Raw genomic sequence first — 22,191 nt, 5'->3', positions numbered from 1 at the left:
CCCCTCGACCTGCCCGGCTGCCCCTCCTCGCGTCGTGGCATGGAGCCCTCAGCAGCTCCGAGGGAGGCGCCGTATGTCCGTCCAAGCCACCGCGAGTCCGGTCGAGACCCAGCCGGTCGTCCTGCGTCGCGCCGTGCCGGCGCCGCGCCCCGTCGTGCCCGCCCGTCGACCCCTGGTGCTGCCGGACGCCCTCCCGCTCGTCCAGGACGGCCGCTTCGGCCCCGTCATGCTGGTGAGCTCCGGCGGCGGCCACTTCGCCGAGCTCTGCGCGGTCGCGGACGCCTGGGGCGTCCCGCACGCCGACCGGCACTGGGTCGTCCCGCGCAGCCAGCAGACCGCGGGCGTCGTCGCCCAGGGCGGCACCGTCACGTTCGTGCCGAAGGTGGCGAGCCGCCAGCTGGGCCGCGCCGCCTCGTCGCTGGCCCGCGCGATGGTGCTGCACCGGCGCGTGCGCCCCTCCGTCGTCCTCTCCGCGGGTGCGGCGCAGGCCGCGCCCCACCTGGTCGCCGCGGCAGCGATGCGCACCCCGATCGTCTACGTCGAGAGCGTGGCCCGCCTCGACAAGCCGTCGCTCACGGGCCGGCTCGCCGCGGCCCTCCCGGGCACGCGCCTGTTCCGCCAGGCGACCGGCGCGGGCAGCTGGGACTCCCGCTGGGTCCGGACCTCGGACATCTACCACGGCTTCGCGGTCGAGAGCTCCCCGCTGGCCGTCGCGCCGACGAGCGTCACCGTCATGCTCGGCACCGAGAAGTTCGGCTTCCGCCGGCTCGTCGACGGCGTCACGGGCGCACTGCCCGAGGGGGCCCGGGTGACCTGGCAGGTCGGCAACACCGACTGCGAGGTGGACGGGGAGCAGCCGCAGCGCTGGCTCAGCTCGCTCGACCTCCAGGCGGCCGTGGCCACCAGCGACGTCGTCGTCACCCACGGCGGTGCCGGCTCCGTCCTCACCGCGCTGCACGAGGGCCGCATCCCCGTGGTCGTCCCGCGCGACCCCGAGCAGCACGAGCACGTCGACGACCACCAGGTCCGCATGTGCCGCGACCTGGCGGCCCGTGGACTCGTGGTCATGGTCGAGCCCGGTGAGCCGCTCACCGGCGAGCACCTGGCCGAGGCGGCCCGTCGCCGGGCCGTCCCCGCCCCGGCCCTGGTCAGCCGGGCGGGCTGAGCGGGCGGCCCAGGCCGCAGGCCCGCTGGAACGACGAGACGGCCGGACCCCGCCAGGGTCCGGCCGTCTCGTCGTCTCGTCCCGTGTGCTGCGCCGCGTCAGTCGAGCGGCACGGAGGGGCGCAGCTGCTTGACCACCTGCGCGGGGTTGCCGACGACGACGACCGCGGGCGGCACCTCGCCGCGCACGACGCTGGCCGCGGAGACCACGGAGTCGCGGCCGATGCGGGAGCCCTTGAGCACCCACGCCTGCGCGCCGATCCACGCGTTGTCCTCGATGACGATGGGCGCACGGGTGCGCGGGCCGGGCGGCAGGTGCCGCTCGGCCGGGTCGAGGTTGTGGAAGTCGGAGTCGCTGATGAAGCAGTCCGACACCAGGCACCGGCGGCCGACGTCGACGCGGGTGGTCGCGCCGATCCAGCAGCCGTTGAGCAGGGTGTCGGCCCCGACGTGGATCTCGCCGCCGCCGTTGACCAGGACGCCGCGGCGCACCCGCACCCCGTCGCCCAGGTGCAGGGTGGTGCCCTGCTGGATCTTCAGCCCGCCGAGGATCACCACGTCGCGGCCGAGGACGAGCCGTCGGCCGTAGCGCAGCTGGTAGCCGGCCACGACGGCGCGCAGCCCGAGGCGCACGAGGCGCCGGGCGGGCCCGGGCAGGCGTCCACCGATCTCGTGGCCGCCGACGGGGGTGGCGGCCACGGGGTCGGTGGGCAGCGCGCTCACAGGCCGCGCCCGCGACGGTGCAGGGTGTCGATGATCGTGTCGGGGCGCGCCCCGGCGACGACGGCGAGGGTCACCACGGAGCGCCACAGGCCCTGGAAGGCCCAGACCGAGCGGCCGACGTGGGCGAGCGCGGCCCCCCGGCGGCCGCGGGCGGCCTCGGCGAACGCGAGCTGGCCGTGGACGCGGGCGGAGGCGCGGCGGTCGCGCGCGATCTCGGGGTGGTGCTCGAGCATCCAGGCCCACGACTCGATCTTGGTGTCCCACGACCGGGCGTAGTGCGAGGTGCGGTTCCAGTCCACGACCACGAGGGGCTCGTCGACGTGGGCGATGGGCCCGAGGCGGGCCGCGCGGAGCTTGATGTCCCAGTCCTCGTTCTGGCTGCCCGGGATGTCCTCGCTGACCAGGCCGATGCGGTCGACCAGGGCGGCCCGGTCGAACAGCATCCCCGACGAGTGCAGCATCGCCATGATGGAGCGGGTGAGGGCCGTGTGGTCGACGGAGTCGGTGCCGGCCAGGCGCGGCGTGCTCACGCCGTCGAAGTCGACGCGCATCGCCGCGGTCACCATCGCCGGGCGGTCGGCCTGCACGGCGCGCTCGACCTGGGCGGTGAGCTTGCCCGGCAGCCAGTGGTCGTCGTCGTCGAGGAACGCGACGTAGTCGGTGTCGAGGGTGAGGATGCCGGTGTTGCGGGTGCCGGCCAGGCCGGGGCGTCGCGCGTTGCGCAGGACGCCGACGGGCCGCTCGCCGCGCACGACGAGCCCCTCGTCCGGCTCGACGCCGTCGTGGACGACGAGCACCTCGATGCGGCCGGGGTAGTCCTGGGCGGCCACGGAGTCCAGCGCGCGGCGCAGCAGCGCCGGCCGGGTCCCGCCCGTGGGCACGACGACGCCGACGCTCGGCCACGACGCCCGGCGGGGGGCCGGTGCGGCCTGCGGGGCGCCGGCGGGGGCGTCGGCGGGGGCGTCGGCGGGGGCGCCAGCGGGGGCGTCGGCCGTCGCGTCGGCGGGGTACGGGGTCACGTCCTGGCTCATCGGACCTCCCGGTGCGGAACGTAGGAGTAGCGGCGCAGCATCGGGTAGGTCAGGGCGGTCACGGCCTGACGCTGGGACCGGGGCTGGGAGAGGCGCCAGCGCACGTCGCGGCGCACGGGCACGCGGCCGTGGGTGTAGCGCATGGGGTTGCCGGCGCAGGAGTGGGTGACGCCGAGCTCGAAGCTGTCCTCGTCGACGTGCGGGAGGTCGACCTCGCCCAGCCCCACCAGCGACAGGACGGCGCGGGTGGCCGAGAGCGGGTCGTCGACGAAGTCCTCGTAGCGCAGCCGCAGGCTCGGCAGGCGGCGGCCGAGCGCCTCGATCTCCACGTTGTGCAGCAGCCAGAGCGCCGAGATGGTGGCCGCGGAGTAGCGGCCCATGCTCTGGTGGGCGTCGTCGACGGCCTCGGGCCGGGCGACGTCCTGGCTCCAGGAGTAGGCGACGCCGCGGGCGTCGCGCAGGCAGTGGACGAGCCGGACGTCGGCGCCGCCGAGGGCGAGCGCCCAGCCGAGGGAGACCTGCTTGGAGGAGTCGACCACGACGGAGGCGTCGGCGACCTTGGCCGCCGCGGCGTGCACGGCACGGTAGGCGGCCGCGTACTCGACGACCTCCTCGCGCAGGCCGCCGGCCGCCAGCACGGGCACCCGGCTGGCGCGGTCGACGCGCCGCTTGAGGTGGGCCATCCGGGCGACGTCCACGTGCTCCCAGCCGCCGAAGGCCTCCTCGCCCACGGCCGCCCAGAACGGGCAGACGGTGAAGGTCTCGCCGCAGCCGCAGCGCTCACCGCGCTCGAGGCCGCGCTCCCACAGGTGCATGGTCTCGCCGAGGGCGACCACGCCGGGGACCGCGCCGAGCACCCGCTCCAGGAGCGTGGTGCCGCTGCGGCCGATGCCGGCGAGGAAGAGGACCGGGGGTCCGTCGGCGGGGGAGGTCCAGCCGGTGGGGCCGTCGGAGACGGGCTGCGCGGTCATCGCTGCTCCTGGGGGTCGCGGTGGTCACGGGTGTCACGGAGGTCGCGGGCGAGGCGGTGCTGGTCAGGCAGGAGGGAGCCCAGGGCCGGGCCCACGCTGGACCCGGAGGCCGCGGGCGCCCGGACGGCGACGGCGACCGACCCGGGGCTCGGCACGGCGACCGACCCGGGGCTCGTCCCGCCGGTGCGGGGTGCGGCCGCGCCGGGCACGCCTGCCGGCCGCAGCGGGCGAGGGGGGAGCGGCCCCACGGCGCGTCCGCGCACCCGCCTCCCCTTGCCGGACAGGCCCAGCAGCCTGTCGAGACCCAGCTGCTCGTGGAGCAGCACGTACGCGCCGGCCACGCCGACGAGGCCGAGCACGAGCACGGCGTCCGCCACCAGCCCGGGCCCGAAGAGGGCGAGGGCCAGGCGGGGCAGCGCGACGAGCAGCACGAGGTCGATGCCGGCGGCCAGGCCCCAGGTGGCGGTGAACGGGTGGCCGGCGGGGCCGAACGCGTCGAGGACGACGGCGGAGCCGTTCTTGACCACGATGGCGGTCGCCCAGCCGATGGCCGCGCCGGTCGCGCCGTGCTCGGGGATGAGCAGGAGGTCGAGGCCGACCATCGTGGCGAGCGCCGCGAGGTTGGTGACGACGAGCAGGTCGGCGCGCCCGGCCATGTTGAGCACGGACTCGGCCGACCCGACCCCGCTGGCCACCAGCATCGCCAGGCCCAGCGGCAGCACGACGCTGTCGGCGCCCGCGTAGCCGTCGCCGAAGACACCGAGCCACCAGTCGGGGCGGGCGACGATGACGAGCAGGAGCGGCCAGAGCAGCGCCACGATCCACAGGGTGGAGCTGCGGTAGACCTCGCGGGCCTCGTGCCGCCGGCCGGCGGCCACGGCGGAGGCCAGCGGCGGCTCGGTGGCGGTGGCGATCGCCTGCTGGACGAGCTGGCAGACCACGACGAAGCGGGTGACGACGGTGTAGACCGCGGCCTCGGCGGGGCCGGCGAGCGCGGCCACCAGGACGACGTCCAGGCGCGAGAACGCCATCTGCATGATCTCGGTGAGCGCGCGGGACGCCGCGAAGCGGGCGATCTCGCTGCCCTCGCCCGGGAGCGGCCGCGGCCACGCGTCGCCGCGGGAGCCGCGGCCGTGCAGGGTGTGCAGGGCGGGCAGCGACCACCAGGCGACCGCGACGGAGAAGAGGTAGGGCAGCGACCAGCAGGCCGCCACGACGCCGACGCCGAGCGTGGCGCCGGTGGCCAGGGACCACGCCCACGCGGCGGCGAGCAGCAGCACCTGCAGCAGCGGACGGCCGGCGCGCTCGGCGACCACCGTCGGCAGCATGCGGCCGGTGCCGCGGGTGAGGCCGAGCAGCGGCTCCACCAGGACGGTGGCCGGCAGCGTGAGCGCCACGACCCCCACCGCGGGCGAGCCGAGGAGCAGCGCGGCGCCGAGGCAGCCGACCGCGGCCAGCAGCGACAGCGCCGTCACCGGCACGAGGATCATCCGGGCGATCCTGCGCTGGGACTCGGGGCCGGGCGCGCCCTCGCGGGCGAGGAACCGGACCGCGGCCGAGGTGGTGCCCAGGCGCAGGACGGCGGCGGCCAGCAGGGCCGCCGAGGTCAGCGCGTAGATCCAGCCGGCCTCCGCCTGGGGCAGGGCCCGGGCGGTGAGCAGGACGACGAGCAGCTGGCCGGCGCCGCCGACCGCGTACCCGCCGAGGTTGAGGAGGCTCTGGCGGCCCAGCCCGGCACCGGCACTCACGAGCGCCAGGACGCGGGGGCGCCCAGCCACGGCGTGAGGGCCTCGTCGAACGGGGCGTAGTGCTGCTCGAGCTCGGCCCGCAGGCCCGGGTCGATGGTGCTCTTCTTCCGGGCGTTGTGCTGCTCGAACATGGTCGGCACCACCGCGCGGGTGCCCATCCAGCCGAGGAAGTCGACGAAGACGTCGGCCGGCTGCTCGAAGAAGCGGTGGCTGTCCATCACGTAGACGTGGTCGCGGCCGAGGACGGAGGCGAGCTTCTCGATCTGGGTCACGTACTCGCCGCGGCGGCGGTAGGCCTGGTGCTGGTGGGCGTGCGAGGTGTACGTCGGGTCCTCCGCGAGGCGCTCCTCCTCGCCGGCGACGCGGGCGTCCTCGGCGGCCAGGGCCTCGGCCAGCGGGAGCGTCTCGTAGCCGCGCGCCAGCTCATGGGCGTGCGCCGAGATCGCGCGCTCGATGGGGTCGCGGACGAGGATGACGACGCGGACCTGGGGCAGCGTCTCGTGGATGCGCTCGGCGGCCAGCGGGTGGAACAGGTAGTACGGGCTGGACTCGAAGCAGGTGGCCGGGGTGCCCCAGCGCTCGCTGGAGCGGCGGACGGTCGAGACCAGCGGGAAGTGCGAGCGGTACCAGTCGACGCCCTTGTCGTAGGAGGAGTCGAAGAAGTGGACGCCCTTGCGCCACACGGGGCGGTGCAGGTGGGGCTGCTGGCTCAGCGCCTTGTAGAGGGACGTCGTCCCGCAGCGCTGGCCGCCGGTGATCAGCAGGCCCGGCAGGGCCCGGTGGCCCGCGGTCAGGTGCCCGACGGAGTCGCGCAGCGTGCGGGCGGTGGCCCGCAGCGGGTCGCGTCCGTCCCGGGCCGCTCGAGTACTGGTCGCGGTCAGCGTCGCCATGGTGTCCCCTCAGCCGTGGATGGTGGTGTGGTGGGTGGTGAGTGCCGGCAGCGTCCACGCCGCCAGCTCCCGGGTGGCCCGTGCGGTCCGGGCCAGGTGGGTGTCCACGTCGACACCGTCCGCGGGCTGCGCACGCCAGAGGTCCCCGGCGTAGCGCGTCAGCAGGTCGAGCACGAGGAGCCGGGCGAGTCCCCTGTCCTGCAGCGCTCGACTGCGAGGCTGCCAGCGACTCAGGACCTCGGCGCAGGACGTCACGAGACTTCCCTCAGGTTGGGTATGACGCCGGTGCTGCTGGAGCACTAGGTGGGCCTCGTCGTAGCCCAGCGGGCGTACGTCGGCGAATCGCTCCCAGTCCCAGACCGCCACGCGGCCCTCGGCGGTGACCGCCAGGTTCTGCGGCGCCCAGTCACCGTGCGAGGGGGCGCAGACCACGTCGTCCAGCCAGGGGGCGGACGCCAGGTCGGTGACCGCCCGGAAGGCGGTGCCCACCAGGCGACGCTGGAGGTCGGCGTGCTCGGTGTCGCAGCCCTCGTCCGGGTCGGGCAGCGCCAGCACGCGGTCGAAGAGCGAGGCCACCCAGCCCGCGGCGGAGCCCGGCCACTCCGGCCCGTGGGCGGACAGCTCGCGCTGCGCCGCGCGGCGCAGGGACTCGTCCGGCACCTGCGGGCGGTCCGGGACCGGCACGACCGACTGGACCATCAGGGTGCTGCCGCCGGGCCCGGGGCCCAGGCCCAGCAGCTCGGGCACCACCAGGAGCGTGTGCGGCGGGCCGCTGTGCAGCGACCGCAGCGCGCCGGCCTCGTGCCGCACGAGCGTGCTCGTGACCGGCCCGGTGCCGATCTTGGCCACGGCGGAGAGCCGGCCCGCGCCGTCCAGGAGGAGGACGACGGGCTTGCGGTTGGCCCGCGGCGGGCCGAAGTGCAGGGCGAGGTGCTGGACCTCGACGCCCGTGCCGCTCAGGACCTGCTCGAGGCTGCTGCGCAGGGCGCCGTCGGCGAGGTGGACCCGCTCGCGGCCCACGAGCCCGGCCCCGGCGACGCAGGCGTAGCCGCGTCGGGCCAGGTGACGGCGGCGGGACTCGGGGTCGTTGGCCCGCGAGAGGACGCGGCGCAGGACCGGCGCGCCCGCGTCGGGCAGGAGGCTGCGCACCCCGTCGGGGCGGCGCACGACGCGGTAGGTGGAGGTGCTGCCGCTGCCGTCGTCCAGCAGCCCGGCGAAGGGGATCTCGGTGGCCGGCGCGGTCGCGGCGCGGGCGCCCTGGTGGAGCTCGGTCATGGTGCGGGAACCGCCGTCCTGGTCGTGCCGGCGAGCGCGGCGTCGGGGGTCTCGAGAGTGGTGTCCGGGGTGGTGTCCGGGGTGGTGCCGGTGCTGCTCCGCGGGGTCTCGCGGCACGTCAGGGCGGCCAGGCCCAGGCCGAACGCGAGCATCTCCAGGCAGCCCGTGGCGGCCACCCGGTCGTAGACGAGGGAGAACCACAGGGCGAGGAACGCGGAGGCCGCGGCTCCCCAGACGATCGTGGGAAGCGCCGGGTCGGCCGGCCCGGAGCGTCCTTCCTCCACGGCGTCGGCGGGCGCCCGCCGACCCCGCCAGAGCAGCCACAGGACCGCGACGTGGAAGCCGAGCCACAGGCCCGCCCCCACGAAGCCCTGCCCCGTGAGCGCGAACCAGAGCTGCCCGTTGGTGCCGATCGGCAGGTTGCCGCAGTTGGCGCAGTCGGTGGAGTTGCCGATCGCGATCGACTTCAGGCTGCCGACCTGCTCGCGCGTGCCGCCGTAGCCGAGCACGGGCGACTCCTCGGCGAGCTCGAACGCCCGCTGGATCGACCAGCCACGGATGTCGTTGCTCGGCGCCTCGCTGCTCTGCCGGGCGATGACCACCGCGCCGAGCGGGGAGAGGGCGAGGACGACGAGGGCGATCGTGCCGCCCGCGACGATGGCCGCGACCGGCACGACGTGCCCGCGGCGCAGCAGCAGGACCAGGCCGAACGCGGCGCCCAGTCCCAGGCCGAGCCACAGGCCGCGGTTGAGCGACAGGACGGCCGCCGGGATCACCACGACCAGCAGCGCGGACCAGGCGATCCGGGTGAGGCGGGTGCGGGCCAGGCGGGCGCAGACGATCGCCCACGGGGCGAGCAGGCCGACGGCGTTGGCCCAGGAGTTCGTGTAAGGGAAGGGCGCGCTGGGGCGCCCGTCCCCGGTGCCGAGGACGTCCTGGATCTGCGCGGCCGCGGGGTGCACCAGCGCCGAGACGTAGCCGGCCGAGGTCAGGCTCCCGGGGAGCAGCCGCTCGACGAGGCTGGTCACCTCGAACTCGGGGGCCACGACGCCGAGGAGGCCGCCGGCCACGCTCCACAGCAGCATCACGCCGAGGAGCCGGGCCATCCGGACCATGGCGGGTCGTCCGCCCGTGGTCGCGACCGTCCACGCCCAGAGCAGGCAGACCGTCGCGCTGGCGTACTCGAGGAACCGGAACCCGACGGCGACCACGCGGCTCGAGGCCGAGGCGGCCACGGTGTCGGTGGGGTTGAGGCCGAGCGCGAGGAGGCTGAGGACCAGCCAGAGGCAGAAGAGCAGCCACCAGCCGAGGGCAGGCGGCGCGGTGAGGCGCCGGTACCTGCCCAGCTGGAGGGCCATCAGGCCGGCGACGGCGAACCAGCCGAGGTTCGCCATGCCCAGCAGCCACCACACGGGGAGCGGGACGACCAGCACCGCCAGCGGGAACAGCGGGTCCCGCGGGTGGAGGGCAGCGAGCACCGGACGCACGACGCGCCCGTCGTCCGCCGTCCGTCCGGTCGTCACCGGCGCCGTGAGGTCAGCCATGCGCGACCGGCTCCGCCTCGTCCTCGCGGGCGTCCTCGTGGACGTCCTCGTGCTCCTCGTGCGCCTCGATGGGCTCCTCGTCCAGGAGCGCGGCCGACGGGTCGGTCGCGGCGTCCGTGTCGGCGTCGGTGTCGGCGTCGGCGTTGGTCGGAAGAGTGTCCGCGTCCGTCGACCCGAGGACGCCCCCCAGCGTCGCTCGGGTCGACGGACGCGGGTGCAGCACGACGCCCATCAGGCTCCCGTCGGCCCCCAGCTCGGACGGGAGGTGCGCCTGGATGGCGCGGGCGTCGGCACCGCTGGAGACCACCACCACGGTGGGGCTCCCCTCGGTGTGGTCGGTGTCCCACAGGGCACCCTCGGGGCCTGCCACGAGGACCGTGAGGGCGTCGGAGGTGGGCAGGTCGGAGAGCGGCGCGCCGTGCAGGTCGACGACCTCGACGTGCACCTCGCTGCCGCGGGCCACGCCGGTCCAGCGGCCGGTGCGCAGCTCGCCGGGCTCCGCGGCGTCCCAGACGAGGGTCGCCGCGGCGGTCTCGTCGAGGGCGACCGGCAGGTCGTCGCCGGCCAGGGCCTCGAGCACGAGCCGGACGGGGCGGGTGCTGCGGGCGACGGACCAGGAGAACGCGGCGCCGACCGCGACGGCGTCCGCGTGCGCGTCGCCGGGCAGCACGACGAGGCTGGTGCCCGGGACGTCGTCGGCGAGGGCGCGCCAGGCGCGGGCGAGGGTGACCTCGCTGGCGAACTCCGGCTCGGTGCGGACCTCGGCCGGGTGGGCGGGCAGCGCGACGCGGACCGGCAGGCCCGTCTCGCGGGTGACGTCGGAGGCCTCGACCAGGCGGGGGCGGCTGCGCTCGCGCCACGCGGAGGCCAGGAGGCCGCCGAGCAGGCCGAGGGCCAGGCAGGAGCCGATCACCAGCGCGGCCTGCGGCTGCGCGGGGGAGTCGGGGACGTCGGCCTCGTTGATGACGCGGCCCGGGGTGACGAGGATGGACTTGAGGGAGGCCACGGACTGAGCGAGGTCCGTGACGGTGGCCGCGGCCGCGGCCACCTCGGCCTGGAGCGCGGTGGCGTCGGCGCCGGAGGCGGCGGCGGCCTGGCGCTGGAGGCTGGTCTGCTCGGTGCGGGCCTGCTCGAGCTGGTCCTGGAGCGTCTGGACGCGCTGGTCGATGTCGTCCTCGGCGACCGAGCGGCGGCTGTCGAGGTAGGCCTGGGCGAAGGCGGAGGCGCCGGCCTGGGCCGCCTCGGGGGAGTCGGCCGCGTAGGTGATCTCGAGGACCGTGGTGTTCGCGGGGACCTGGACGGACACCTGTGCTGCCACGGTGCTCGGGTCCGCGTCGCTGCCGAGCTCGGTGAGGGCGCGGTCGACGACCTCGGCGGACTTCACCAGCTGCGCCTCGGTGTCGAGGTTGACCTCCTCGTCCGTCGTCCGCTCGCCCACGGAGGAGGTGGAGGTGGCGCCGGTGGTGGTCACCAGGACGGCGGCGGTGGAGGTCCACGTGCGGGGCAGGACGGCGAACGCCACGGCACCGACGACGAGGCCCAGCACGACGCCGCCGATCACGAGCCGCCAGCCGCGGACGAGCACGCGTCGGTAGTAGCCGGCGTCGACGGGGGCGCTGAGGTGGGAGTCGTCCATGGCTGCAGCATCCGTCGCGCCGAGGTCTGTCAGGCCCGTCCTGGAATCGACTCCCCAATTGTGGGTACCCATCGTCGTTCCTGCTCAGGGCGGGTGTGACGAAGCCGACAGGCAGGTCGGGAGCCCTGTCGCGGCCGTGGGAACGGCCCGAACGGGCTCCCGAAAGTAAAGAGGGCGAACCCAACCACAGTGGTCGCCCTGCCGCATACCCAACTTGGGGTAGATCGTGGCCGCCACGCGGGAGGGATTCCTAGCCTTGCCGCTCCCGGTCTGGACGGATCCCCGTCGAGTGTCGGGCAGGTGCCTCACCCGCCACGTCAGCCAACCAGAAATGGCGGATGACAACAGGTGAACACCTGAGAACACGATCCACCCCCAGCCCAGCCACGACCGCCGACCTCGACCCCGGGCCGGCGGCCCACCGCCAGGAGCCCGACCCATGGAAGACCAGCAGCACGCGGAGAGGCCGGCCCCCGACGCCCGCCGCCCCGCGTCCCGCCGGCCGCGCGCCCCGCGCTCGGCCCATCCCGTCCCCGACGCCCCCACCCCCCGCGCCACCGCCCCACGCGGTGTCCGGCGGGCGGTGCTGCTCGCCGCCGCGTGCCTCGTGCTCGCCCTGCTGCCGGGTGCGCCGACCGCCGCGGCCGACGGCACGACGTCCGGCACCTCGGCCCGCACCGCCACCGGCGGCCTGCGCGCGGCCGCCGGTGGGTGCCGGCTCACCCGGAAGCTGGTGCCGCGGTGCCCGGGCGGCGTCCTCACCGGTGCCTACGTGCACCCGCACGGGCACGAGACGTGGAACGCCGCCGTGAAGCGGTTCGAGCGCCAGTCCGGCGGTCGGCTCGGGGTCGTGCACTTCTACTCGCGGGGGGACTCCCTGTTCCCCAGCCGGGGGCAGCGGCACGCCCTCAACCGCGGGGCCGGTCGTCGCCTCCTGTTCGCCAACTGGAAACCCGACGACGGCTACACCTGGCGCCAGGTCGCGAACGGCGCCGCGGACGCCCGGCTGCGCGCCGAGGCCCGCTACCTCAAGAAGCACTGGGACCGCCCCATGTTCCTCACCGTCCACCACGAGCCCGAGGACGAGGTGGTCGCCACGAGCGGCAGCGGGTACCAGGCGCGGGACTACCGCGCGATGTACCGCCACGTGGAGGACGTCTTCGACGAGGTCGGCGCCGACCAGGTCGTGTGGGTCATGAACTACATGGGCTTCCAGGGCTGGGTGCAGAAGGCCTGGTTCAAGAACCTGTACCCGGGCAACGCCTACGTCGACTGGATCGCCTACGACCCCTACATGGCCGCCGACCTGGGCGGGTACGACCCGGGCGGCCTCCAGGGCCTGATCAACCGGCACTGGGGCACCGACTGGCGCGGCTTCTACCGCTGGGCCCGTCGGCACCACGCGAGCAAGCCGCTCATGCTCGCCGAGTGGGGCATCGGCGAACGGCCGGGCCACGCCGGCTGGAAGGGCCGCTTCATGCGGCGGCTCGCGCGTCAGCTCGCCCAGGCGCCGGCGCTCGACGCGATGATCTACTTCGACAGCCCCGTCGCGGCGGTCGCGGGGGACGTCACGATCGACACGACGGCGAGCGCGCTCAAGGGCTTCCGACGGCTGCGCGCCAGTCGGGTCCTGAGCAAGGTAGTCCCCAGTTTCGGGTAAGCCAGCACGCAAACTCGTCGTCGGGGACCGCCTGACCACGAACCTTGCCGGGTCGCATCGCTCGCGTGCCCGACCCCCGGGCACGCCCTCCTCCTAGGGGAATCCGCCGTGGCCCGAGCCCGAAGTTCGTTCCGCCCTGCATCGTCACGTCCAGTGCTGCTCCTGCTGACAGCACTGCTCTGCGCCCTCATGCCGGCGCTCGTCGTCCCCGCGCTCACCAGCGCGCAGGCAGCGGTGCCCTCCACGGTGCCCGCCACCACCCCGAACATCAACGACGGGGAGGTGAACGCCATCGCCGAGGTCGGGACCACGATGATCGCGGGCGGCACCTTCACGAGCGTGAGCTCGGCGGGCAGCAGCGCCACAATCAGCCGGACCTACCTCGTCGCGTTCAACGAGAACACCGGCGTCGTCAGCACCACCTTCAACCCGGTGCTCGACGGCACGGTCGAGGACGTGATGGCCGGCCCGACCTCCGGGACCGTCTACGTCGCCGGGTCCTTCAAGACCATCAACGGCGCGACGGCACGCCGCGTGGCCCTCCTCAACGTCTCGACCGGCGCCCTGGTCACCTCGTTCTCCGGCCCGGCCTTCAACGGCAAGGTGAACGCCCTGTGGCAGCAGGGCACCCACCTGATCGTCGGCGGCAACTTCGACACCGTCGGTGGCGAGACCCACAGCGGGCTCGTCAGCCTCAACGCCACGACCGGTGCCCTGGAGACGTGGATCAACTCGCAGCTGACCGGCCACCACAACTACACCGGTACGTCGGGCTCCAACGGCGCCGTCGGCGTCAAGGACGTCGTCGCGAACTCGAGCCAGATCGTCGCGATCGGCAACTTCAAGACCGTCGACGGCTACACACGCGACCAGATGGTCGTGTACGACACCACCAGCTCCACGGTGAGCGTCAACCCGAACTGGAACACGAACGGCTACACCGCCGCCTGCTACAACTTCGCCTTCGACAGCTACATGCGCGGCCTCGACATCTCGCCCGACGGCACCTGGGTCGCGGTCACCACGACCGGCGGCTACAACGCCGGCTCGCTGTGCGACTCGGTCTCCCGCTTCGAGCTCGGCGCCACGGGCCAGGCCATCACCCCGACCTGGACGGACTACACCGGTGGTGACACCACCTGGGCCAACGAGATCACCGACGACGTCACCTACGTCGGCGGCCACCTCCGCTGGCTCAACAACCCCAGCGCCGCCGACAAGGCCGGCCAGGGTGCCGTCGCCCGTCCGGGCCTCGCCGCCGTCGACAACGAGACCGGCCTGCCCGTCGCCTGGAACCCGGGCCGCAACCCGCGCGGCGTCGCGATCTACGACTTCCTCGACACCAGCACGGGCCTCTGGCTCGGCTACGACACCGAGTACATCGGCAACTACGAGTACGTCCGCAAGCGCATCGCGGAGTTCCCGCTCGCCGGGGGCAGCTCGCTGGCCGACTCCAGCGACAACGACCTGACCAGCCAGGTGCTCCTCGGCGGCTCGACCGCCGTCGACCAGGGCAACGTCCTGTACCGCGTCAACGCCGGCGGCTCCGCGGTGCCGTCGATCGACGGCGGCCCGGCCTGGGAGGCGGACGGCACCTACCGGTCCGGCTCCGCGTACAGCGCCTCCTACAGCCCGTCTGCGACCCTCGGCTCGACCGTGGCCAGCAGCACGCCGGCGGCGGTCTTCGACACCGAGGAGTACTCGACCTCGGACAGCCCGAAGCTGACCTACACCTTCCCGGTCACCGCCGGCGTCCCGGTCCAGGTTCGCCTCTACTTCGCCAACCGGTACTCCGGCACGAGCGCCGTCGGCCAGCGGGTCTTCGACGTCCAGGTCGAGGGCTCCACCGTGCTGAGCAAGTTCGACATCGTCGCCGCGGCCGGTGCCGACCAGACGGCCGTCGAGAAGACGTTCAACGTCACCAGCGACGGCTCGATCACGGTGAGCTTCAGCCACCAGACCGAGAACCCGCTCGTGAACGCGATCGAGCTGGTGCGGACCGACAAGGCCGCCCCGGTGGCCGCGGCCAGCACCCTCAAGTCCGTCGCCTTCGACGGGACCACCGCCGGCACGCCGACGTCCGTCGACACGCAGGGCATCGACTGGAGCACCGTGCGCGGAGCGTTCATCGCGGGCGGCAAGCTCTGGTACGGCTCGAGCACCGGCACGATGTACTCGGCCGCCATCACCAGCACCGGCCTGGGCACCCCGACCGTCGTCGACCCGTACCACTCCACGAAGTGGGACGACGTCCAGAACGGTTCCGGCAGCACCTACGAGGGCATGACCGTCGGCTTCTACGGCCAGCTCTCCTCGGTCACGGGGATGACCTACGCCCACCACCGGATCTACTACACGCTCTCCGGCTCCAACAACCTGTACTGGCGCTGGTTCACGCCCGACAGCGGGATCGTCGGTGCCGTGGAGAACACGATGACCGTCTCCGGTGTCTCGTTCTCGAGCACTCAGGGTCTGATGGCGGCGGGCGATGTCCTGTACGTGGTCAACTCATCGACGGGCGCGCTGAGCAAGCTGAACTTCAGCACCTCGACGCCGTCCGGCACGCTCGCGGCGGTCAACAGCAGCGTCGACTGGCGTGCCCACGCCCTCGTGCCGAGCCCCTGGGCGGCGAGCACCACCAACGCCGACCCGACCGCGGCCAGCACCGCCAGCTGCACGGACCTGACCTGCTCCTTCAGCGGGTCCGGGTCCAGCGACTCCGACGGCTCCATCGCGTCCTACGCCTGGAGCTTCGGTGACGGCTCGACCGGCACCGGCGTCTCCGCCTCGCACACCTACAGCGCCGCCGGCACCTACACGGTGACGCTCACGGTGACCGACGACGACGGCGCCACCGACACGGCCACCCGCACGGTGACCGTGACCGCACCGACCGGTGGCGGCGGGGGCTCGTCCTCCGACGTGGCCTACGTGGCCTCGGCCTCCACCACGGCGAACAACGCGAACCCGTCCATCACCGTGCCCTCGGCGGTCTCCGCCGGCGACCAGCTCGTGCTGGTGGGCAGCTACGGTGCGAGCGTCACGCCGTCCACGCCCTCGGGCTGGACCCTGGTCTCCTCGCAGACCAACGGCTCGCTCGTCTCCTCGGTGTGGACGAAGACGGCGACGGCCTCCGACGCCGGCGCGTCGGTGACCACCGCCCTGGGCTCGCAGACCAAGTCGGGGCTGTCCGTCACCGCCTACAGCGGCGTGGACACCAGCGACCCGGTCACCGACGTGGCGTCCTCGACGGACACCTCCACGACGTCCCACACGACGCCGTCGGTGTCCGTGACCGACGGCGGGCTCCTGGTGCAGGCCTGGACCGACAAGTCCTCGGCCACCACCGACTGGACCGCTCCGTCCGGCGTCACCACCCGTGAGGAGTTCTACGGCAGCAACAGCGGCCGTATCACCGGGCTCGTGGCCGACTCGTCGGTCACCTCCACCGGCACCTCCTCGGGCGCCACGGCGACCACGGACGCCTCCTCGCGAGGCATCTCGTGGGCGCTGAGCCTCACCCCGGCCTCCGGTGGCTCCACCGGCGGCGGCGGCTCGACCGCCTCCGACATCGGCTTCGTCGGCTCCGTCTCCGCGGCCTACAACCGGGCCAACCCGTCGGTGACGGTGCCCTCGGCGGTCTCCGCCGGCGACCAGCTGGTGCTGGTGGGCAGCTACGGCGTCAGCGGCACCGTGCCGACGACGCCCTCGGGCTGGACGGTGGTCTCCTCCGAGACCAACGGCTCGCTGGAGTCCTACGTCTGGACCAAGACGGCCACCGCGGCCGACGCCGGCTCCGACGTGACGACGGCGCTGGGGTCGCAGATCAAGTCCGCCCTGGTCCTCTCCGCCTACAGCGGCGTGGACACCAGCGACCCGGTGGTCGACGCCGACTCCGCCACGGACACCTCCACGACGTCCCACACGACGCCGTCGGTGTCGCAGGTCAGCGGTGGCTGGCTCGTCCAGACGTGGACCGACAAGTCGTCGGCCACCACGGACTGGACGGCTCCCTCGGGGGTCACCACCCGTGAGGAGGTGTACGGCAGCAACAGCGGCCGGATCACCGCCCTCCTCGCCGACTCGGGCCCGGCCTCCTCGGCCGGCACCACGTCGGGCGCCACGGCCACCTCGGACGCCTCCTCGCGGGGCATCTCCTGGGCCGTCAGCCTGAGGCCCGCGTCGTGACCGGCCGGACCCGCTCGCTGGCTGCGGCCCTCGGCGTGACGCTCCTGCTCTCGTTCGCCGGTTGCGGCAGCGACGCGGAGACCAGCGCCGAGGCCGGGGCGGACGCCACCACGTCCGCCGGCGCCTCCTCCTCGGCCGCGGCCGGGGAGGAGGGCACGGCCGGCGGGTCGGCGTCCGGCGACTCCTCGTCCGCGTCCTCCGCCTCCGACGGCGGCTCGGCCTCGGCCGGGTCGTCGTCGGGGACGGCGGGCTCCGCCTCGTCCGGCACCGGCACCTCGGCTGCCGAGAAGAAGCAGGCGAAGACGCTGGCGAACATCGCCGGCAGCTCCGCCGAGCGCTGCATGGCCACCACCGGCAAGGACAACGTCCGCTCCGGCGGGCTGGCGGCGGGCTCGTTCAGCGACGCCGTCGCCGCCTGGAAGGACACCTACACCGACAACGGTCGCACCCTGTCGCTGTACGTCGTTCCCGGCACCGTGGCCAAGAACGAGCTCACCATGACCGCGACGCAGTCCGGTGAGCCCACCGACACGGTCACCGTCGACAAGCCGGCCTCCATCGAGGGGTACCGGTACTACAGCGTCGACATCACCCTCGCCAGCCCCGGCACCTGGACCCTCCGGGCCACCGCCGGCGAGGCCACCGGCTGCTGGATCGTGAAGATCCCCGCCAGCTCCTGATCCACCCGGTCCCCGGACCACCCACGAGCCCCGTGCCCCTCGGCACGGGGCTCGTGTGCGTCCGGGCCGGTGTTGAGCGGTGTGTGAGCAACGTTCTGCGGGGTGGGGCGGAGTGCGAGCTGCTGGACGTCATGCGTCTCGGTGCGTTGTACGGCCGATGTGTATGACGTCCCGGTGGTCGGTGGCCGGGCGCCAGCAACCGGTGTGGGCGGGGGATCGGTTGCTGGGGCACCGCTGGTCGGCGCGCGCTGGGGTGGGCGGTGCGTCAGCAACCTTCGGCGGGCCGGGGCGGGTTGCTGGGGCACCGCTGGTCGGCGGTGGCTGGGGTGGGCGGTGCGCCAGCAACCCCTGCGGGGCGCCGTGCGGTTGGTGGGGCACCGCTGGTCCTCGGTGGGTCGGGTGGGCGGTGGCTGGGCAACCGTTGGGGGGTGCGGATCGGTTGGTGGGGCACCTGCGGTGGGTCTGAGTCGCGCGTGGCGGCTGTGTCGGCTTGGCGGGCGAGCTGTGGGGACGTCTACGTCCGGTTGCGTTGTGGGGCCGATGTGTATGACGTCCCGGTGGTCGGTGGGCGGTGCGTCAGCAACCGGTGTGGGCGGGGGATCGGTTGCTGGGGCACCGCTGGTCGGCGGTGGCTGGGGTGGGCGGTGCGCCAGCAACCCCTGCGGGGCGCCGTGCGGTTGGTGGGGCACCGCTGGTCCTCGGTGGCTGCGGTGGGCGGTGGCTGAGCAACCGTTGGGGGGTGCGGTTCGGTTGCTGGGGCACCTACGGGCGGGCCCGAGTTGCGGTCGAGGGCCGAGCCGGCCTGGCGGGCGAGCTGTGGGACGTCATACGGCCGGGTGCGTGGTGGGGCCGATGTGTATGACGTCCCGCGGCTGGTGGGGCGGTGTGTGAGCAACCGGTGGTGAGGCTGGGCGGGTTGGTGGGGCACCGCTGGTCTGCGGTGGGGCCGGTGGGCGGTGGCTGGGCAACCGGTGCGGCGCGCGGTTCGGTTGCTGGCACACCGCCCACCCCGGGGCACCTCAGCCGGCGGGCGGGTCCGGACATGCCACAGGCCCGACGACCGGGAGGGATCGTCGGGCCTGCGTCTCCGACCGCGATGGGGCGCGGGCGGACCTGTCGTCCGGCCGGGACGGTGCCAGCCGACAGGTGGTCCGTGGGTGATGAGGAGCGGTGCGGTGGAACGGGAGGTACGGAGGAGCGGTGGTGCGGGGGCTGCGATGGAGCGGAGAGGGTCAGTAGGCGCCGCGGTGGGAGAGCACCGCGGAGAGTGTCCGGCCGAGGATCGAGAGGTCGAGGCCGAACGACCAGTTGTCGACGTAGAGCAGGTCCATCCGGACGCTCTCGGACCAGCTGAGGTCGGAGCGGCCGGAGACCTGCCACAGGCCGGTCAGGCCCGGGCGGACGTGCAGCCGGCGGCGGGCGTCCTCGCGGTAGGTGGCCACCTCGGACGGCAGCGCCGGGCGCGGCCCGACGAGCGACATGTCGCCGCGGAGGACGTTGACGAGCTGCGGGAGCTCGTCGAGCGAGTAGCGCCGCAGGTAGCGGCCGACGCGGGTGACGCGCGGGTCGCGGCGCATCTTGAACAGCGGGCTGTCCGGGTCGGCCTCGTTCTTCAGGTCGACGGCGACGGCCCCGGGCACCTGCATGGAGCGGAACTTGAGCATCGTGAAGGTGCGGCCGTCGCGGCCGACCCGCTCCTGCCGGAACAGGGCCGGGCCGCGGCTGTCCAGCCGCACGGCCAGCGCCAGGCAGCCGAGGAGCGGCGCGAGGAGGACGAGGAGGCCCACCGCGGCGCCGCGGTCGAGCAGCGACTTGGCGACGCCGGCGACGCCACGACGCTGGGCGTGGCGGACGTGGAGCAGCGACCAGCCGCCGACCTGGGTCACCTGGGCGCGGCGCTGGGCGACGTCCACGAGCCCGGTGCCGAGGATCAGCTCGACCCCGGCGGACTCCAGCGACCAGGCGAGCCTGCGCAGGGACGCGGCGTCGAGGTCGGTGCCGGGCAGCACCAGCACGGCGTCGGCGTGACGCTGGACGGCCACCTCGGGCGCGTCGCTGAGGAAGGACGAGTCGGCGGCCCGCGGCTCGAGGCCGTACGAGCCGACGTGCTCCCAGCCGGGGTGGCTGCTGACGACCTCCTCGGCGGCACCGAGCAGCGAGTCCTCGCCCAGGACGACCAGCCGGCGCGGCTTGTCCACGAACGTCGCGGCGAGGTGCACCGCGAGGCTGGTGAGGATGGTGACGGCGAGGGCGCCGGCGAGGCGAGGTCCGACCGGGTCGACGAGGTCGAGCGCGGCGCCGGCCCACAGCAGGAGGCCGAAGGACCCCGCGGCGGCCAGGACGTGCTCGGTCGTCATCCGGCGGTGCCGCGCGATGGAGCGCCGGTAGCAGCCGTGGAGGCCGAGGACGACGAGCCACGAGAGCGTCATGCCGAGGAGATCGGCGAGCCGGGGCCCGCCGAGCAGGGCACGGGTCCCGAGGAGCGCCGGCACGAGGACCAGGAGGTCGAGCAGCGGGAGCCAGCGCCGCTGGAGGCCACGCGCCCGGGCGGGCGTGCGCTGCGCGGGCTGGACGAGGACGGGTCGGGGCCGGGTGACCTCGCGCCGGGTGGACGGCTGGGCGTGCCCGACGTGCACGGGGCCGGTCTCGAGGGCGGACGTGTCGGTCACGGGCGGGGCCCCTTCCATCCGGTGCGGTGGGCCAGCCCGACCGCGGCGAGCTGGGAGGAGACGCCGAGCTTGCCCAGGATCGACTTCACCTGGGTCCGCACGGTCGCCTCCGCGACGATGTCCTCGGTGGCGACGTCACGGACGGTGCGCCCGTCCATCAGCCGCCGCAGGACCTGCTGCTCGCGCGGGGTCAGCTGGTCGAGCCGGCGCTGGGACTCGGCGTGCTCCGCGCGTCCGTTCTGCCAGGCCCGGACGAGGGCCTCCCGCTCGCCCGCCGCCAGCAGGGGCAGGCCCTGGTGGGCGCGACGGACGGTCGCGAGGATCTCGTTGAGGGACGCGTGCTTGGGCACGACCTTGCGGGCGCCCTGGGCGTGGCACTCGCCCCAGCGGCCGTGGTCGGGCTCCCCGGTCAGGACGACGACGTCCACGCCGGTCCGGGCGAGGCCGCTGATGAGGCGCGAGCCGTCGCCGGAGGCGCCGAGGTCGAGGTCGAGCAGGATGAGCCGAGGGCGCATCCGTTGGATGGCGCTGAGCAAGGACGCGGTCGTCGCTCCCTGGGCCGGCTGGTAGCGCCGGACCGTGTACCCCTCCATGGAGAGGGTGAGCTCGAGGGCCTCCGCGAACAGCGCGTGGTCCTCGATGATGACGACGCGGTAGTCCTTACGCGACGTGGCCAGGGCGGCGGGTGTCGCCACGCGAGGCCTCCTTCCTGGCTGCATCGCGGAGGCTGAGCACGAAGCTGCTCCCGCCGGTACCGGTCTCGACGCGCAGGTCCCCGCCCTGGCGTCGTACGAGCTCGCGCGCCGAGTACAGGCCGATGCCCTGCCCCGTCGAGGACGCGCCACGCACCCGCCAGCCGAACAGCCGGGGAGCGACGGCCGGGTCGACACCCGGGCCCTCGTCCTGCACCGCGATCTCGACCCGACCGTCACGGCCGGTGGAGACCTGCACGCGCACCGGGCTGCCCGGAGCGTGCTGGTGGGCGTTCTCGAGCAGGATGCTGAGCACCTCGGCGACCACGTCGGGGTCGGCGAGGACGGTGGTGGTCTCGTCGCACAGGAGCGAGACGGGGTGCCCGGCAGCGGCCAGGCGGGCCACGACGGGCCAGGCCACGGCGGCGACGTGCACGGGCATCAGCTCGGGCCGGCGGCCGGGGTCCACGAGGCGGTGCAGACGGTCGGCCTCGGCGTGCATCATCCGGTGCAGGCGGTCGACGCGCTCGCGGCCGAGGCCGCGGTCGTCGTCCAGCAGCCGTGCGGCGGCCGCGAGACCGGCGGCGATGGCGTTGATCTCGTGCAGGCGGGTGCGCTCCCCGCGCATGACGTCGTCCAGCCGGCGGAGCTCGGAGAGGAGCCGCCCCTGCTCGCCGTGGGTCTCCTCGACGAGCCGCGAGAGATGCCGGGTGCGGACGACGGCGAGGGCGAGGAGCAGGGAGACGCCGACGATCCCCACGAACACGGCGGGCCGACCGGCGCTCGGCAGGAGCACCGCGACGGTGGCGGCCGCGACGACCGCGACGGCGACGAGCGTGAGGTCCCGGATGCGGCCCTGACCGCACGCGGGCACGGCACCGGCCGAGGGGCCGGTGGCCGCGTCGAGAAGCGGCTCGGCGGCCGCCTCCTCGGGAGCGCCGGCGGCGGTCTCGGCGTCCACGACGGGGACGGCGGGGAACGCGGGCACGTCGACGGGCGTGGTCTCGGCCGCTGCGAGCGGTGCGACGACGGGCGAGGGGAGGGGAGTCGGGGCGGCGCCGGCGACACGCGGCCCGGTCACCGCGGCCACGGCCACGGGTCGGGCGCGGTGGCTCGGCACGAAGGCCCGACGCCAGGGGCGACGCCCGTCCCGGGCCGTGCGGGACTGCTCTGCCTCGGACATGTCGGGACCCCCCCCTCGTCGTGCTGTGCGAGGGGCAGCGGACGCCGTCGTCCCCCCTCGTCAGCGAGTATTGGAGCGTCAGGAGGGGTCTGCCGGAGGCGTGCAGCGACTTACCCAGGATTGGTGAGCACCAGGGG

Annotated in this window: 15 protein-coding genes; 4 read left to right on the top strand and 11 right to left on the bottom strand. The window is 74.5% G+C overall.

Features of this window, described 5'->3' with window-relative positions; all coding sequences use genetic code 11:
- Window positions 1–73: 73 nt before the first annotated feature.
- Window positions 74–1,165, top strand: coding sequence for a glycosyltransferase (locus tag E8D37_RS11860; protein ID WP_136569966.1), 1,092 nt, complete (start codon window positions 74–76; stop codon window positions 1,163–1,165).
- 98 nt (window positions 1,166–1,263) lie between these two features.
- Here E8D37_RS11860 and E8D37_RS11855 read toward each other — a convergent pair whose 3' ends face one another.
- The 8 genes from E8D37_RS11855 to E8D37_RS11820 are packed head-to-tail and all read right to left on the bottom strand — an operon-like array spanning window position 1,264 to window position 10,982.
- Window positions 1,264–1,887, bottom strand: a complete 624-nt coding sequence (locus E8D37_RS11855; protein ID WP_206055709.1) for an acyltransferase — start codon at window positions 1,885–1,887, stop codon at window positions 1,264–1,266.
- Window positions 1,884–2,918 carry a glycosyltransferase family 2 protein gene (locus tag E8D37_RS11850; RefSeq protein WP_168929732.1) on the bottom strand — a complete coding sequence of 345 codons (1,035 nt, stop codon included), beginning with the start codon at window positions 2,916–2,918 and terminating at the stop codon, window positions 1,884–1,886. Before E8D37_RS11850 ends, E8D37_RS11855 begins: the two co-directional genes overlap by 4 nt.
- The gene (locus E8D37_RS11845) at window positions 2,915–3,889 is read right to left on the bottom strand and encodes a sulfotransferase (RefSeq protein ID WP_136569965.1); all 975 of its coding nucleotides are present in this window, start codon (window positions 3,887–3,889) and stop codon (window positions 2,915–2,917) included. The genes E8D37_RS11850 and E8D37_RS11845 overlap by 4 nt, the downstream gene beginning before the upstream one ends.
- The gene (locus tag E8D37_RS11840) at window positions 3,886–5,667 is read right to left on the bottom strand and encodes an MATE family efflux transporter (protein WP_136569964.1); all 1,782 of its coding nucleotides are present in this window, start codon (window positions 5,665–5,667) and stop codon (window positions 3,886–3,888) included. Before E8D37_RS11840 ends, E8D37_RS11845 begins: the two co-directional genes overlap by 4 nt.
- Window positions 5,634–6,527, bottom strand: a complete 894-nt coding sequence (locus tag E8D37_RS11835; protein ID WP_136569963.1) for a sulfotransferase domain-containing protein — start codon at window positions 6,525–6,527, stop codon at window positions 5,634–5,636. Before E8D37_RS11835 ends, E8D37_RS11840 begins: the two co-directional genes overlap by 34 nt.
- Before the next feature lie 9 nt (window positions 6,528–6,536).
- Window positions 6,537–7,802: a hypothetical protein gene (locus E8D37_RS11830; protein ID WP_136569962.1), complete on the bottom strand. Its 1,266-nt coding sequence runs from the start codon at window positions 7,800–7,802 to the stop codon at window positions 6,537–6,539.
- A complete protein-coding gene (locus tag E8D37_RS11825; protein WP_136569961.1) occupies window positions 7,799–9,346 on the bottom strand; it encodes an O-antigen ligase family protein in 1,548 nt (515 codons plus the stop codon). Before E8D37_RS11825 ends, E8D37_RS11830 begins: the two co-directional genes overlap by 4 nt.
- A complete protein-coding gene (locus tag E8D37_RS11820; protein WP_168929731.1) occupies window positions 9,339–10,982 on the bottom strand; it encodes a Wzz/FepE/Etk N-terminal domain-containing protein in 1,644 nt (547 codons plus the stop codon). Before E8D37_RS11820 ends, E8D37_RS11825 begins: the two co-directional genes overlap by 8 nt.
- 439 nt (window positions 10,983–11,421) lie before the next feature.
- Here E8D37_RS11820 and E8D37_RS11815 point away from each other — a divergent pair, with 439 nt between their 5' ends.
- The 3 genes from E8D37_RS11815 (at window position 11,422) to E8D37_RS11805 (ending at window position 17,510) form a co-directional block, all read left to right on the top strand.
- On the top strand, window positions 11,422–12,642 hold the full coding sequence (locus E8D37_RS11815) for a hypothetical protein (RefSeq protein WP_136569959.1): 1,221 nt from the start codon (window positions 11,422–11,424) through the stop codon (window positions 12,640–12,642).
- Window positions 12,643–12,795: 153 nt separating this feature from the next.
- Window positions 12,796–16,830, top strand: coding sequence for a PKD domain-containing protein (locus E8D37_RS11810; RefSeq protein WP_136569958.1), 4,035 nt, complete (start codon window positions 12,796–12,798; stop codon window positions 16,828–16,830).
- On the top strand, window positions 16,827–17,510 hold the full coding sequence (locus tag E8D37_RS11805; protein WP_136569957.1) for a hypothetical protein: 684 nt from the start codon (window positions 16,827–16,829) through the stop codon (window positions 17,508–17,510). The genes E8D37_RS11810 and E8D37_RS11805 overlap by 4 nt, the downstream gene beginning before the upstream one ends.
- 1,232 nt (window positions 17,511–18,742) lie before the next feature.
- Here the strand turns inward: E8D37_RS11805 and E8D37_RS11800 are convergent.
- From E8D37_RS11800 to E8D37_RS11790, 3 genes are read right to left on the bottom strand one after another with little or no spacing between them, the layout of a single operon-like run.
- Window positions 18,743–20,179, bottom strand: a complete 1,437-nt coding sequence (locus E8D37_RS11800) for a sugar transferase (protein ID WP_240770365.1) — start codon at window positions 20,177–20,179, stop codon at window positions 18,743–18,745.
- A complete protein-coding gene (locus E8D37_RS11795) occupies window positions 20,176–20,874 on the bottom strand; it encodes a response regulator transcription factor (protein WP_240770364.1) in 699 nt (232 codons plus the stop codon). The genes E8D37_RS11800 and E8D37_RS11795 overlap by 4 nt, the downstream gene beginning before the upstream one ends.
- Window positions 20,840–22,054 (bottom strand): ATP-binding protein, encoded by a 1,215-nt coding sequence (locus E8D37_RS11790; protein WP_136569954.1) that lies wholly within the window; start codon window positions 22,052–22,054, stop codon window positions 20,840–20,842. Before E8D37_RS11790 ends, E8D37_RS11795 begins: the two co-directional genes overlap by 35 nt.
- Window positions 22,055–22,191: the final 137 nt, after the last annotated feature.

It is taken from the genome of Nocardioides sp. GY 10127 (assembly GCF_004919085.1).
In the GTDB taxonomy this organism is placed as follows: Bacteria; Actinomycetota; Actinomycetes; order Propionibacteriales; family Nocardioidaceae; genus Nocardioides.
The sequence above is the reverse complement of the archived record's forward strand: the minus strand, read 5'-3'. Positions and strand labels throughout refer to the sequence as shown.

What these genes read in the sequence shown, in the direction of transcription:
- E8D37_RS11860 (WP_136569966.1), top strand. Translation starts at nt 74, where the DNA reads ATGTCCGTCCAAGCCACCGCGAGTCCGGTCGAGACCCAGCCGGTCGTC.
- E8D37_RS11850 (WP_168929732.1), bottom strand. Translation starts at nt 2,918, where the DNA reads ATGAGCCAGGACGTGACCCCGTACCCCGCCGACGCGACGGCCGACGCC.
- E8D37_RS11845 (WP_136569965.1), bottom strand. Translation starts at nt 3,889, where the DNA reads ATGACCGCGCAGCCCGTCTCCGACGGCCCCACCGGCTGGACCTCCCCC.
- E8D37_RS11835 (WP_136569963.1), bottom strand. Translation starts at nt 6,527, where the DNA reads ATGGCGACGCTGACCGCGACCAGTACTCGAGCGGCCCGGGACGGACGC.
- E8D37_RS11830 (WP_136569962.1), bottom strand. Translation starts at nt 7,802, where the DNA reads ATGACCGAGCTCCACCAGGGCGCCCGCGCCGCGACCGCGCCGGCCACC.
- E8D37_RS11825 (WP_136569961.1), bottom strand. Translation starts at nt 9,346, where the DNA reads ATGGCTGACCTCACGGCGCCGGTGACGACCGGACGGACGGCGGACGAC.
- E8D37_RS11820 (WP_168929731.1), bottom strand. Translation starts at nt 10,982, where the DNA reads ATGGACGACTCCCACCTCAGCGCCCCCGTCGACGCCGGCTACTACCGA.
- E8D37_RS11815 (WP_136569959.1), top strand. Translation starts at nt 11,422, where the DNA reads ATGGAAGACCAGCAGCACGCGGAGAGGCCGGCCCCCGACGCCCGCCGC.
- E8D37_RS11790 (WP_136569954.1), bottom strand. Translation starts at nt 22,054, where the DNA reads ATGTCCGAGGCAGAGCAGTCCCGCACGGCCCGGGACGGGCGTCGCCCC.